The organism is Microbacterium sp. P5_E9 (assembly GCF_054049175.1).
On the sequence record NZ_JBFUMV010000001.1, the window covers coordinates 602,990 to 615,994 of the forward strand.

Annotated in this window: 12 protein-coding genes; 3 read left to right on the forward strand and 9 right to left on the reverse strand. The window is 68.8% G+C overall.

Annotated features, from left to right (window positions below; translation table 11 throughout):
* Positions 1-14 precede the first annotated feature (14 nt).
* Positions 15-647 carry a hypothetical protein gene (locus tag ACXJ3V_RS03020; RefSeq protein WP_457098767.1) on the reverse strand — a complete coding sequence of 211 codons (633 nt, stop codon included), beginning with the start codon at positions 645-647 and terminating at the stop codon, positions 15-17.
* Positions 648-686: 39 nt separating this feature from the next.
* The gene (gene serA, locus ACXJ3V_RS03025) at positions 687-2,303 is read right to left on the reverse strand and encodes a phosphoglycerate dehydrogenase (protein WP_457098768.1); all 1,617 of its coding nucleotides are present in this window, start codon (positions 2,301-2,303) and stop codon (positions 687-689) included.
* A 368-nt stretch (positions 2,304-2,671) separates the two neighbouring features.
* On the opposite strand from serA, the gene ACXJ3V_RS03030 reads away from it, so the two are divergent.
* Positions 2,672-3,745 (forward strand): TolB family protein, encoded by a 1,074-nt coding sequence (locus ACXJ3V_RS03030; protein ID WP_457098769.1) that lies wholly within the window; start codon positions 2,672-2,674, stop codon positions 3,743-3,745.
* A gap of 26 nt (positions 3,746-3,771) precedes the next feature.
* Here ACXJ3V_RS03030 and ACXJ3V_RS03035 read toward each other — a convergent pair whose 3' ends face one another.
* The 5 genes from ACXJ3V_RS03035 to ACXJ3V_RS03055 all read right to left on the reverse strand — a co-directional run bounded on the left by ACXJ3V_RS03035 (position 3,772) and on the right by ACXJ3V_RS03055 (position 6,373).
* The gene (locus tag ACXJ3V_RS03035; RefSeq protein WP_457098770.1) at positions 3,772-4,614 is read right to left on the reverse strand and encodes a peptidoglycan-binding domain-containing protein; all 843 of its coding nucleotides are present in this window, start codon (positions 4,612-4,614) and stop codon (positions 3,772-3,774) included.
* A gap of 81 nt (positions 4,615-4,695) precedes the next feature.
* Positions 4,696-5,046, reverse strand: a complete 351-nt coding sequence (locus ACXJ3V_RS03040; RefSeq protein ID WP_457098771.1) for a bacitracin resistance protein — start codon at positions 5,044-5,046, stop codon at positions 4,696-4,698.
* Positions 5,043-5,525 (reverse strand): DNA polymerase III subunit gamma/tau, encoded by a 483-nt coding sequence (locus ACXJ3V_RS03045; RefSeq protein WP_457098772.1) that lies wholly within the window; start codon positions 5,523-5,525, stop codon positions 5,043-5,045. Before ACXJ3V_RS03045 ends, ACXJ3V_RS03040 begins: the two co-directional genes overlap by 4 nt.
* 94 nt (positions 5,526-5,619) lie before the next feature.
* Positions 5,620-6,087, reverse strand: coding sequence for a hypothetical protein (locus ACXJ3V_RS03050; protein WP_457098773.1), 468 nt, complete (start codon positions 6,085-6,087; stop codon positions 5,620-5,622).
* Positions 6,088-6,169: 82 nt separating this feature from the next.
* Positions 6,170-6,373: a hypothetical protein gene (locus ACXJ3V_RS03055; RefSeq protein ID WP_457098774.1), complete on the reverse strand. Its 204-nt coding sequence runs from the start codon at positions 6,371-6,373 to the stop codon at positions 6,170-6,172.
* A 120-nt stretch (positions 6,374-6,493) separates the two neighbouring features.
* Here ACXJ3V_RS03055 and ACXJ3V_RS03060 point away from each other — a divergent pair, with 120 nt between their 5' ends.
* The gene (locus ACXJ3V_RS03060) at positions 6,494-7,876 is read left to right on the forward strand and encodes a pyridine nucleotide-disulfide oxidoreductase (protein ID WP_457098775.1); all 1,383 of its coding nucleotides are present in this window, start codon (positions 6,494-6,496) and stop codon (positions 7,874-7,876) included.
* 51 nt (positions 7,877-7,927) lie between these two features.
* Here the strand turns inward: ACXJ3V_RS03060 and ACXJ3V_RS03065 are convergent, their stop codons facing one another.
* On the reverse strand, positions 7,928-8,116 hold the full coding sequence (locus ACXJ3V_RS03065; protein WP_457098776.1) for a hypothetical protein: 189 nt from the start codon (positions 8,114-8,116) through the stop codon (positions 7,928-7,930).
* Positions 8,117-8,270: 154 nt separating this feature from the next.
* Here ACXJ3V_RS03065 and ACXJ3V_RS03070 point away from each other — a divergent pair, with 154 nt between their 5' ends.
* Positions 8,271-12,494: an nSTAND1 domain-containing NTPase gene (locus tag ACXJ3V_RS03070; RefSeq protein WP_457098777.1), complete on the forward strand. Its 4,224-nt coding sequence runs from the start codon at positions 8,271-8,273 to the stop codon at positions 12,492-12,494.
* Positions 12,495-12,542: 48 nt separating this feature from the next.
* Here ACXJ3V_RS03070 and ACXJ3V_RS03075 read toward each other — a convergent pair whose 3' ends face one another.
* Entirely contained in the window at positions 12,543-12,863 is a 321-nt protein-coding gene (locus ACXJ3V_RS03075; protein ID WP_457098778.1) for a hypothetical protein, read from the reverse strand.
* Positions 12,864-13,005 lie beyond the last annotated feature (142 nt).

Consider the following 13,005-nt stretch of genomic DNA (forward strand, 5'->3'; position numbering starts at 1 on the left):
ACCCCCGGCATCCGTCAGCCTGCCGACGCCGCGCGGAACATCAGCACTCCCAGCCACGCTCCGATGACGATCATCGGGAGCGACAGGCCGAGCGCGACCGCCCAGTCGGCCGGGCTGTCGGGGATGGGCTCCTCCCCCGCGCGCCGGCCCCAGCCCGTGAAGAGGATCATGGGGCGACCGCGCTCGACGAAGGCTTCATCGCGCGCGTTCGTGGCTCCGATGAGCAAGGGCCGCGCGCCGGCCCGCACGACGAACAGCAGCGGTGCCAGCCCCATCACGATGAAGACGATGGCGATCACGAGGTTGGTCACCCCGCCGGGGAGAAACGAAGCCAGCAGGAAGTCGACCCCAAGGCCGACGAACAGGATGGGCCATGCCCAGATCATGAGCGGTGTGCCGAAGCCGCGCGCGAACACCAGCCCGATCCCCACCGCGAGCAGTCCCCCGTAGATGCTGAGCGGCGCGAAGAGCGCGACCGCGTCGGGGCACGGGGTCGCGATGACGTATGCACCGCCGGAGGCGCAGAAGCCGCCTAGCCCCATGACGACTGCGCCGGCCTGATACAGCAGCGTGAAGCTCGCCGTGAACAGGAGCCAGGAGATCGCCGAACCCAGCACTCGAGAGACCGGGTTGTTGATCACACGCATGGGCTCACCGTAGCGGTCGGGCCCCGTGCGGAACGGGCGCTACGGCTCCGTGATCTCGATCTGCCGGAACAGGTCGGCGCCGACCGCGGCGCGCATGTCGTCGAGGATGTCCTCGGGAACCGGCGAGTCCACGGTGAGCACCGAGAGGGCGCGCCCGCTGGCGTCCGGGTGCGCCACCTGGAGGCTCTCGATGTTGATGTTCGCTGCTCCGAGTCGCTGACCGTAGATCGCCACGATTCCGGGCCGGTCGGCGTACCGCATCACGACGTGGTGCCGAGCGATCGCGACCTCGATCTCGTAGTCGTTGATCCCGACCACCTTGGGCACCATCCGCGTGCCCGCGAGGGTGCCCGCGACGGTCAGCACGCTGCCGTCAGACAGCGTGCCGCGGAGGATCGTGATGTTGCGGTAGAGCGGGCTCTCGGCTTCGACGATGAGGCGGGTTTCGATCCCACGCTGCTCCGCGAACAGCGGCGCGTTCACGTACGACACGTTCTCGCTGACGATGTTGGTGAAGATGCCCTTGAGCGCGGCGAGCCGGTAGACGCTCACGTCATACGCCGCGAGCTCGCCGCGCACCTCGATGTCGAGGGCCGTGAGAGCGCTCGGCGCGAGCGCCGTGAAGAACTGACCGAGCTGCTCGACCAGGGCGATGCCCGGGCGCACGAACGGGTCGATCACACCACCGGCGACGTTGACGGCATCCGGAACGAGGTCGCCCTCGAGCGCGAGTTTGACCGAGCGGGCGACCGAGACGCCCGCCTTCTCCTGCGCTTCTTCGGTCGACGCTCCCAGGTGCGGGGTGACCACGACGTTCGGCAGTCCGAGCAGCCGGTGCGCGGAACCGCCCTCGGCCGGCGGCTCGCTCGTGAAGACATCCAGACCCGCGCCGGCGATCACCCCGGTCGTGAGGGCTTCGTACAGCGCGTCCTCGTCGATGAGCCCACCGCGCGCGACATTGATGACGTAAGAGGTCGACTTCATCGCGGCCAGCTGCGCGGTGCCGATCATGCCCGTCGTCTCGGGGGTCTTCGGCATGTGCACCGTGACGAAGTCGCTCTGACGCAGCACCTCGTCGAAAGACAGCAGCTCGACCTGGAGCTGCTGCGCGCGTGCGGGGGTGACGTACGGGTCGTAACCGACCACGCGCACCCCGAAGGCGCGCAGGCGCTCGGCGATGAGGCCGCCGATGCGGCCGAGACCGAGGATGCCGACGGTCTTCTCGAACAGCTCGGCACCCGTGTAGGAGCTGCGCTTCCAGGCGCCGCCCGCGAGCGACGCGTTGGCGGCGGGGATGTGGCGAGCGAGGCTCAGGATGTGCCCGATGGTCAGTTCTGCGGCGGAGATGACATTGGATGTCGGGGCGTTCACGACCATGACGCCCGCGGCGGTCGACGCCTTGATGTCCACGTTGTCGAGCCCGACACCGGCGCGCGCGACGACCTTGAGCTGCGGTGCGGCCGCCAGTGCCTCCGCATCGATCCGGGTCGCCGAGCGGATGAGCACGGCGTGCGCGTCGGCGAGGGCCGCGAGAAGGGCAGGTCGGTCGGTGCCGTCGACATTGCGCACGTCGAAGTCGGGACCGAGCGCATCGATCGTGGCGGGCGAGAGCTCTTCAGCGATCAGCACCACGGGCTTCGACGCGGAATTCGACACAGGGGCAGGGTTCGTCACAGGGAGGGACCTTCGGTGCGGGTGCGCGAGGCGCGTGAATCGGGAGCCGATGCGCCGCACACCAGCGGGGGCGCGATCACGGTCAGTCTACCGGCTCGCCGTTCCGCGCCCCGCACTGTGACGGTGGGAGCGGATGCCTCGGCATGGCAGCTGACCCTGCCCATTGACGTCCGGTGCGGCCGGGAGGAAAATCCGGACTGGGGGCGACTTTGGGGGTCGTTCGGTCGCAGCATCGGCTCGCGCGACCCAACGTTCAGTGCGGTGCGACACCGTGCTGATACCGCCGCCTGAGAGACATGGACTGCGCCGTGACGGGGGTCACGGCATCCGATGTCGATCAAGGAGTCGTCATGGGGAATCCGCACCGTCGTCGAGGCATCGCCGTCGCGGCCGGTGCGCTCCTCATGCTTGCCGGCGTCGTGGGGGCCTCCGGGGCGGCGTGGGCGACCCCGGCGGATCCGAGCGCCGGCCGCATGCGCGAGAACCCGCTGCCCAAGGTCGCGATCGTGTTCTCGCAGATGAGTCCGGCGGGCGACGGGGTCCAACTCAGGATCGGCGACCCGCTGGGACTGATGTCGCGCGGACTCACCGCGCGATCCCCCGGCGTGGTGGACGACCACGCCAGCAGGTCTCCTGACGGGTGGCTCGTCCTCTTCGAGCGCACCACCGACCAGGGCAGCGACATCGGGATCGTCCACATCGCCGAGCCCGGAGTCGTCACCATCGTCGACACCGGATGCCGGACCACGCCCGACTGCGCAGGTGCGGTGCGGCCGACCTGGTCGTTCGACGGTTCTCGTGTGCTGTTCACCCGGGTGATGGCACCGATCGATGGGAGCGGAGTGGCGGCGTCTGCGGCGCTCTATTCGGTCAACCTGGATGGCAGCGATCTGCAGCGGGTCTCGTCCCCTGACCTTGCGCAGGGCACGGAGGAGGGTGAGGTGAAGTTCTCGCCCGACGGCCGGAGGAGGGTGTTCGTGCGGGTCACGAGCATCGGAGGCGTCCGAATGTTCGCGATCTTCAAGAGCGACGCGGACGGCTCCCATGCGCGGCAGATGACGCCGTGGGAACTCGACGCCGGCCGGCCCTCCATCTCACCGGCCGTATCGGGGTCGACGGCCGGACTCGTGGTGTTCGACGTGGCGGATGACCGCTCGGTTGGCAGCCGCGATGTCGCGCTCATGCCGCTCGCGTGCGACCGGATCGATGAGTGCACGCGATGGACCCGCTATGTCACGCACGATCACCCCGGACCTTGGAGCGCGTTCGGCGCATCGTGGTCACCCGATGGGCGGTCTCTGAGCTACGCAGTCGAGACCGCCCGCGGCGCCTGGGCGACAATCTGGACAGCGACCTGGGATGGCACGTGGACCCACCCCATGACGGGATGGACGAACTCGTTCTCCCCCTCCTGGGGACAGTGAGCGGATGCCTCGCCCAGGCCGCGTCGTCACTCGAAGGCGCGCAGCACCAGTGCGTGCCAGGTGACCGGCCCCGCGATTCCGTCCGCGGGTGGCAGGAAGACTCCTTGGAATTCCCGCACTGCAGCCTCCGTCAGCGGGCCGAAGTCGCCATCGACCACCAGTCCGCCCGGCACCAGGGTCTGCACGGCCTTCACTGCCTCGCCGTGGTCGCCGTGCCGAACCGTGATGATCAGGTGCGGCCAGTCGAGCTGCCCGAGGGTCGTCGAGATCTCGGTCGCGCGCAGGCCATGCTGGAATGCCTGCACAGCCGCCCCGCTCGCCGGCCCGAACGCACCATCCGGGACGATCGACGAGCCGTGCGCCCGCAGCAGATGCTGCGCCGCGAGCACGCGCCAGTTGGTCGCCTGCGTCGCGCCCTGCTTCACCAGCGGCCACGGCCGCGGCCCGGGCACGAAGGTGCTGAGGAAGGACCAGGTCTCGGCGCCGGCCTGGCCGTCGAGGGTGAGCCCCCAGGATTCCTGGAAGAAGCGGACGCGCTCGGCGGTGATCGGCCCATAGGAGCCGTCCACGACGAGCTCGGGCAGGCCGGGCGATGGGACGAGGCCGAACTGCTGCACGGCACGCACGGCATCGCCGGATGAGCCGGAATGCGTCGCGACGACAAGCGCCTCCCAGGTCTGCGGGCCGACGACTCCATCCGCGGTCAGACCTGCTCCGGACTGGAAGGCGGTGACGGCGGCAGCGGTCGCCGGGCCGTAGATTCCATCGGCGGCGACCGCCTGTCCGCGCGCTCGCAGCAGGTATTGGATTCCCTTCACGACGGGGAAGTTCGACCCCGGCCCCACGGTGCTCCACGGCTTCACGTTCACGATGCGCTCCTCTCATACCCCCGAGTCGTGACGCTACTCCGGCAGTGCGTGCCTGCGACAGGTGGTCGCGTGCCGAGAGGGTCAGCTGAGCAGGGATGCCGTGTTCGTCGTCGCGTAGGCCACGACGTCGAGCCAGAACACCGCGGTGATCGCGAGCCCGGTCAGCAGCACGAGCGCGAAGAGCAGCGGCGGGCGCCGGAATCCCACGGCGAATGCGAGCCCGAACGCCACGATCGGGAACACCGTGGCGAACACCCACAGGAACCATCCGAGCGCGTTCAGCCCGAGAGGCGCCGCTGCGATCAGGTTTCCGAGCGCGTTCCACACCGCGTAGGCGTAGAACAGCCCGAAACCGCCGGCGATCGTCGCCACGAGCCACGTGGGGTTCCTGCGGGGAGCGGATGCCGCGGCATCCGTGATCGTGTCGCTCACTGTCCCACCGCCCCGACCATGACGAACGGCCACGGCACCAGCAGGATCGCGCCGACCACGAGCCACAGCAGGCGCACCCAGGAGTCCGAGTGGCGCGTCAGCAGATACACCGTGCCGAACCAGAGTGCCGGCGCGAGCACCGAAAGCCAGAGCGGACCTTGGAATGCAACGTCGGCGACGGCATAGTGCGCCGCATCGCGCAGGCGCAGTCCCCCGATCACCCATCCGATCGTGAAGATCGCGTAGAAGCCGGCCAGCACGCCGATCGCGATGAGCATCGCGTTGCCCATCGGCGCACGCTCTTCTTCGGCCGGAGGCGAAGCCTCGCCGATCGCGGGCGCCGTGGTCGCGGCATCCGGCGAAGGTGGCGTGGAGGTGTCAGCGGCGGGCTTCGCGACGGGTGCCGGAGTGCCGGTGTCGAGCGTCGGATCGTCGTCGCCGTCCCAGCTGAGTGCGTCGTCGTCCGGTCGGGCCATCATGGTCTCACCCTAGCCGCGGCCCCCGGCGGGCACGCGGAAGGGGACTGCCTCCTGATGGGAGACAGTCCCCTTGCCGTTCTCGAAATGCGTGCCTTCACTCCATGCGCAGATGGGGCTGGTTGGCGCGGTACTCGAGTTCGGCGGTGATGCGGTCAGTCCACGAGCCGACGTTCGGCGCTGCGTTGGCCTGCGCGTCGGCCAGCTGCTTCGCGATGCTCTCCTGCTCCATTGCGACGGCGCTGGTGCTCTTCGGGACCGTGCCTGCTTCTCGGGCGAGCTGTTCCTCGACGCGATCGGCGGGCACCCCCTTGAAGCGTTCCGCGTTCGCCTTGGCCTCCGCAGCGTCGCGCTGCAGCTGCTCTTCGATCCGGTCGGCCGTCTTGTTCAGGTCGACGCCTACCGGTGCCTGCACGCTGTCGACCTTGTGTCCGGTCGTTTCGGTGTCGCCTTGCCGAGGTGTCTGGCACGCCCCCAACCCGATCGTCAGTACGGCGATCGCGAAGACGGGAAGCGCCCGACGCGCGAACTTCGCTGTCCGCGGCGTGTGGGTGTTGCTGTCCATTGTCTTTCTCTCCCTTGTTTCGACCCGAGACGGGTCCTTTCCCTGTGGTGCGGTGTGCGGCCGGATGACCGGCCACGAGTGTTCAGTACGAGACCCGGACATGGCCCGAGTCCTTGAGTCCGCGGAACCAGACCCCGATCACGCGTCGCGGGTTCACCGCAGGACGTGTGGGCGTGATGGTCGTTCCGCGGTCGCTGATCCGGCGCCGCAGCTCGATCTCACGATCCAGAGCGGACGCGCGATCGTGCTCGAGCCGGCTTGCGGCCACGACAGTCGAGTAGTTCATTTCCGACTCCTCCCCATCCCCGATCCCCGGTCGGGATCTCTCACCGGGAAAGAGCGTGAATCCGGCGGACTGATACACGTGGGCCTTGACCGAGGGACCCCCGGTTGGTGTGATGGGGCCGTGCCGGTCGAGGTGGACGTCGACTACGTGGTGGTCGGGGCGGGAGCCATGGGGATGGCCTTCACCGACGCGCTCGTGCACCACTCGGACGCCACCGTCGCGATCGTCGATCGAAGGGTGGCGGCCGGCGGGCACTGGCTCGACGCCTACCCCTTCGTGCGGCTTCACCAGGCCTCGTCGTTCTACGGCGTGGCGTCCACGCTCCTCGGGGCAGGGCGGATTCAGGCGACTGGACCGGAAGCCGGCCTGCATGAGCGAGCGACCGCCCCGGAGATAGCGGTCTACTACTCGCGGGTCATGGAGGCGCTTGTCGACACCGGGCGGGTGGCCTTCTTCTCCGGGTGCGAGTACACCGGCGACGGGACGTTCCGTTCGCGTCTGAGCGGCACGGAGCATCGAGCGATCCGGGCGCGGATCGTCGACGCCGGCTACCTCGCACCGACCATTCCGCTCCTCAGCGCTGCGCCTTTCGCCGTCGAGGACGGCGTGCGGGTGATCCCGGTGAACGACCTCGCCCGCCTCGACGAGCCGCCGGATCAGTACGTGATCGTGGGATCAGGGAAGACCGCGACGGATGCCTGTATCTGGTTGCTGCAGCATGGCGTGGATCCGGAGGACATCTGCTGGATCCGTCCGCGCGATCCGTGGATGTTCAATCGTGCAGTGGTACAGCCCGATCCGGCTGTCTTCCTCGGCATGGCCGCCGACACGATGGTGGCGGCGGCCGAAGCCACCTCTCCCGACGACCTCTTCCTCGGACTCGAGGCGCGCGGGGTCATGCTCCGCATCGATCGAACTGTCACACCGACCATGGCCAAGGCCCCGACGATCGCGACGTGGGAGATCGATCAGCTGCGCACGATCTCGAACGTCGTCCGGCGTGGGCACGTCCGCTCCGTGGCGCCGGGCCGCGTCCGCTTCGACGACGGCGAGGTCCAGGTCCCGCGTGGGGCCCTCGTCGTACACTGCGCGGCCTCGGGCCTGGCTTATCCCAGGCTCGTGCCGATCTGGCTTCCGGACGCCATCCGGCCGCGGCCGACACGAGTCGGGTTCCCGTGCTTCGGCGCCGCGCTGACCGGGTACGTCGAGGCGACCCGCACCAGCGACCAGGACAAGAACGATGCCTGCCGCCCGAGCCCCTACTCCGACACTCCTGTCGACTGGGTGTCGATGCAGCTCATCGGCGGCGACGCCTCCCTCGCGATGTCCCGGCACTCCGACCTCAAGGACTGGGCGAATACGACGAACCTCAATCCGGCGCGGGTCCCGCCCGATCGCGCCGCGGACCCGCTCGTCCTGGATGCCGCACGGCGCTTGCGCGAGACGATCGGTCCCGGACGGGCCCGTCTCGCCGCTCTCGCCACGCAGCAAGCTCTGGGGTGATCGTCACTGGATGCGCGATCCTCCCCGAGCTGCATGACATGCTTCGGATGCTCAGTGCACCCAGCGGGGCGCCACGTGCCAGCGCACGAGAGACCGGTGCCATGCCGACTCGCTTCGGGCTGCCTGGAGAGGCTCGGTCGTGGGGCGCTCTTTCTGAAGCAGGATGATCTGTCGGGCGCGTGCACGCTCGGCGGCGTGCTGGCGTTCGAGGTGAATGGCGGCATCTGTGATGTACAGCATCGGGGCTTCCTCCCTGGGATCAGCCGACGAGCGTCAGCTCGAAATCCACGGTCGCAGTGGGCGGTACTCGCACTCTTGAGGTGCGGTACTCGTCCGGTACTCGCCCGTGACCTCCCGCATTGACGAGCAAGCCGCGCGGTCCCACACTTCGGATATGACCGTTCGGGTGCTCGGGCCCCTCGAAACGGGATCCGAGGAGCCACTCAGCCCGCGAGAGCGGGCGATCTTCAGCGCCCTCATCGTGCGGGCCGGCGCGTCGATGTCATCGGATGAGCTTGCGGAGGCGTATTGGGGTGGGACTCCCCCGCTGACGTGGCAGCAGCAGGTGAAGACATCTGTCGCCCGCATCCGCGGCCGGCTCGGTCCGGATGCGGTGGTGACGCGTGGCTCGCACTACGCGCTCGGCATGGACACCAGCGTGATCGACGCCTTCGAGTTCGAGCGGCTCGTGTCGAACGCGCGCCAGCACGCGCTCCATACCGATCACGATCGCGCGATCGACGCGTACCGTCGGGCACTCGGGCTGTGGCGCGGGCAGGCCTTCCCTGAGCTTGCGGATTGGGAGCCGGCGCGACATGCGGCAGGCCGCCTTGCCGAGATCCGGCGCAGCGCCGAGGAGGAGCTGCTCGAAGAGCGCCTCCACATCGGCGCGCACCGGGAGATCATCGCGGAGGCAGAGCGGGCGGTGCGTGCCGAACCCCTCCGGGAGGAACGTTGGGCGATCCTCGCCATGGCGAATTACCGTGCCGGCCGTCAGATCGAGGCTCTCGCCGCGATCCGCCACGCGCGTGAGCGGCTCGCCGATGACTTCGGCGTCGAGCTGTCACCTCGGCTGCGTCAGCTGGAGACCGCGATGCTGAGGCAGGATCCCACCCTCGACGCCGTCCCTCAGCCGCCCCCGGCGAATGATCTGTGCCCCTACCGCGGGCTGGCACCTTTCGGCCCCGATAACGCCGACGATTTCTTCGGTCGACAGGACGTCATCGAGGCGATCCTCTCCCGCATCCACCCCGGGACGATCCTCACCATCGTTGGACCGTCGGGATCTGGGAAGTCATCGCTGGTGCTCGCCGGGGTGCTGCCGAGAGAGCGAGAGAGTGGCCGCCAGGTGGAGATCCTGCGCGGCGGTCCGACGCTCATCGACGCTCTGCGTACCGCCCTCCACCATTTCGGCGCGCCGGAGATCATGGTCATCGACCAGGCCGAGGCGATCCTCCAGCTGGACGAAGCCGAAGTCGAGACCATTGGCGCTCTGTTCGAGGAGGCATTGAGTCTCGGCGGCGCGCTCGTCCTGACGCTTCGGTCGGACTTCCTCGATCGCGCCATCGCACTGCCGCGCATCGGAGCCGACGTGGCGCGTGGCCTGTACGCCCTCGGCCCGCTGTCCGACGAGGGCCTTCGTCTGGCGATCATCGAGCCGGCTGCGCGCGCCGGACTGCGGCTGGAGCCGGGCCTCGTAGAGCTCATCGTTCGCGATGCCGTCGACCGCCGGACGACTCTCCCGCACGTTTCGCATGCTCTGCTGGAGACGTGGGTCCGTCGTGAGGGCAGCACGCTCACCGTCGATGGCTACGAGGACGCGGGCGGAATCGCCGGAGCGATCGCGCAGTCTGCCGAGAACCTCTATCAGTCGATGGATGCCGCGGATGCGGTCGTCTGCCGCGCGCTGATGCTGCGGTTGATCCAGCGCGATGCCGGTGGCCGGTCGGTTCGGCAGCCGGCTCAGCTGGCACCGCTGCTCGGCGATCAGCAGCGCCGCCGCGTCCTCGAGCAGCTGGTTGCCGCGCGCCTTCTGACCCTGGACGGCGAGACTGTGCTGGTCGCACACGAGGCGATCGCCACAGCATGGCCGCGGCTCGACGGCTGGCTCGAAGAGGATGCCGAGGGTGCGCGACTCGTCTCGACTGTCGCCGCGGCGGCCGACCTGTGGGATGCATCGGGTCGCCGCGAAGAGGACCTCCTTCGCGGCGCACGGCTGCAGTCGGCGCTCGACTGGCAGGAGCGATCGGGGCCAGACCTCACAGCGGTCGAGCAGGACTACCTCGCCGCGTCCGCCGAACGGGAGCGCAGCGAGGTGCGCGAGCTTGCCGACCGCGCGGCGCGAGACAAACGGAACAACCGGCGCCTGCGGTGGGCGCTCGCCGGTGCCGGCGTGCTGCTCGTCGCGGCGATAGTCGGAGGCGGGCTCGCCGCCGTGCGAGGCAGGGAAGCCGAGCTCTCCGCCGAAGACGCGCGCGTCGAGGCGCTCGTCGCGACATCCCTCTCGCTGCTGGACAACGACCGCGAGGCAGCCGCACTGCTCGCGGTCGAGGCGTTCCGGCGCTGGCCCGAAGATGCCCGGGTGCGTTCCGCGCTGTGGGGCGTCATGACGGGCAGCGGTGGCCTCATAGACGTGCACCACGATGAGGGAGCTTGGCTGCCCTCGATGAGCATGATCCCGGGCACGAACACGGCGCTGCGTGTCGCGGCCCGCGAAGATCGTCCGGATGAGCGCACGGTCGATGTGATCGACATCGTGACGGGCGCCGTCGCCCACTCGTACGAGCTGGATCTCCCGACTTCCCTTGTGGACGGTGGGTCCACCGTCGCGGTGAGCCAGGATGGCTCGACGGCGGCGGTTCTCTCGCAGGTCGCCCGGGACCCATCGGCAGGTTCCGAGTGCTGCTGGAGCCGCCTCACCGTCTTCGACCTCGCGACGGGCGAGACTTTGGTCGAGACCCGAGTCATACGGGCGGTGCTCTCCCGTCATCTGGTCTTCGACGACGACGCGCGGACGCTGTACGCCACGCATGCGGTCACGGCCGACTTGATCGCGATTGACACTGCGACCGGCAAGGTCCGCGCGTCGAGCGCCGCCGCTTTCGGCGACTATCCTGCGCCGGACATTCGCGATCCGGGCGTAGGGATCATCGACGATCGTGTCGTCGCGGTGGGCGGAGGAGACCATATCCGCCTGTACGATCGCGCGACGCTCGCACTGATCGGGACCATCCCGCTCGAGGGCGATGTGGCGGGCCTCGATCTCATCGTCGACGGACAGGGAGGCGTCGTGACGACCGGGTGGGACGGAACCGTGCGCGTGGATCTCGCGACCGGACAGACTCTCTGGAGGCGCTTCCCCGATCAGACGCGGAACTGCGACTCGCTGTATCTTGCGACGCAGACCGACATCGCATGCGGATCATATGACGGGCTCGCGCTCGTGGATCTCGTGACAGGCGAGACCAGGGGCACCACAGTCCCCGTGGAGCTCGGCTTCTTTCCGGTGTTCGACGCGATCGACGGGCAGACCCTTCTCGCTTCGGTTGGCCCGTCATCGATCTGGATGCGATGGCGGGTCGACGGCGGGAGTGCCGGCGCCGACGTCGTCGCAAGGGGCCGTGAGCTCGTGACCGGACCTGAGCAGGGCGGCTCGCTCGCCGTGACGCAACCGGTCGGGGGCGGGCGCATGCAGCTCTGGGACCTGGAGATCGATGTCGCCGTCGGGGGAGAATCCGACCTGATCGTTCCCCTCGGTTCCGGTGTCGTCGCCCGCTACGAGCAATATGACGGAACGGGCGAGCCGCGGCTGGAGCGCATCGCGACGGGCGAGGAGATACCGCTCAGCATCCCCGGGTTTCCGGCGAAATTCGAAGTCGCCCCCGGCTCCTGGGCGGCTCCGGCCTTCGCATGGTGGCCGGAGGGCAAGATCGTCGCGTTCGACCCCTCGACCGGACAGCCGCTGGGGCCTCCCCTGGCCATGCCGAGCGAAGTCGAGAGGTACGAAGCGGTGAGCGAGTCGCCCGACTCCACTCGTGCAGTGGTCACCTGGTTCACCCCGACTGGGGGCCCGCCGGAGACCGCCGTGTTCGACCTCACGACCGGGGCGCTCTTGGTCCGGGGCCTGTTTGGCCTCGACTTGAGCCTTGCGATCGACGACGATCAGGTGGTGGGGATCGCCAATCACTCCGCGCGCCGATATGACATTCGTACACTCGAGCCGACCTCCGCGCTCGCCAGGGCGGTCGGCGCGGGCTTCTATACCTCGGCCAGCGCCGACGGTCGCACCTTCTTGAACGTCGGCGCCAACAACGCGATCACGCTGTACGACCTCACTGCGGGCATCCCTCTCGCGTCACCGCTGGACAGTCCGGCCTCGACTTTGCGACTGCTCGAGGGACTCCAATCCGCAGTGCGCGCGCCGGGCGGCTACCTCACCGCTGATGGCGAGATGCTGCTCGAGGCGCTCCTCGACGGCATCGCCGTCTGGGACCTGCGCCCCGAACAGCAGGCAGCCAAGGCCTGCGCTCTCGCCGGACGCGAACTGTCGGTCGAGGAGTGGTCGACATACTTCCCCGGCGAGGTGCAGATCGACACGTGCGCAACGCTGGCGGACTGATCGGCTGAGTCCGACCGTCGTGTGGAGTCGACGAAGCGTGCACGCGCCTCAATCGCGCACCTGCACACACACGAGGTGATATCCGCCTGCAGGGTGCTCCGTGACGTGATGGCTGAGGCAGTCGGGCGACGGCAGCTGCCCACCACGGATCGCCCGATCGATCTCCTCGGCGACCCGATCGGCGGGTCGACCGCCGTACCGCTCGATCAGCATCCGATCGAGCAGGCGCGGGGCTGTCACGCCAACCGGTGCCGGTGCCGCGGGGGCCGGTGCGGTTTGGCAGGCGGTGAGCCCGATCGCGGCGGTGGTCCCCAGCAGAACGATGGCAAGAGCGCGACCTGCTCGGTGGCCGATGATGTTCATATTCACTTCAGTTCTCCTTCATCAACCGGCCGCTGGTCGGCCGTCGATACCCACGTTGACGGGAGCGGATATCCAGATCCGGACAGGTCGATATCCAGCTGATATCCGTCTCCGCCCGCACTGTTGACCGCGCCTTCTCGCGGGTCGA

What these genes read in the sequence shown, in the direction of transcription:
- ACXJ3V_RS03030 (WP_457098769.1), top strand. Translation starts at nt 2,672, where the DNA reads ATGGGGAATCCGCACCGTCGTCGAGGCATCGCCGTCGCGGCCGGTGCG.
- ACXJ3V_RS03045 (WP_457098772.1), bottom strand. Translation starts at nt 5,525, where the DNA reads ATGATGGCCCGACCGGACGACGACGCACTCAGCTGGGACGGCGACGAC.
- ACXJ3V_RS03020 (WP_457098767.1), bottom strand. Translation starts at nt 647, where the DNA reads ATGCGTGTGATCAACAACCCGGTCTCTCGAGTGCTGGGTTCGGCGATC.
- ACXJ3V_RS03055 (WP_457098774.1), bottom strand. Translation starts at nt 6,373, where the DNA reads ATGAACTACTCGACTGTCGTGGCCGCAAGCCGGCTCGAGCACGATCGC.
- ACXJ3V_RS03070 (WP_457098777.1), top strand. Translation starts at nt 8,271, where the DNA reads ATGACCGTTCGGGTGCTCGGGCCCCTCGAAACGGGATCCGAGGAGCCA.
- ACXJ3V_RS03065 (WP_457098776.1), bottom strand. Translation starts at nt 8,116, where the DNA reads ATGCTGTACATCACAGATGCCGCCATTCACCTCGAACGCCAGCACGCC.
- ACXJ3V_RS03050 (WP_457098773.1), bottom strand. Translation starts at nt 6,087, where the DNA reads ATGGACAGCAACACCCACACGCCGCGGACAGCGAAGTTCGCGCGTCGG.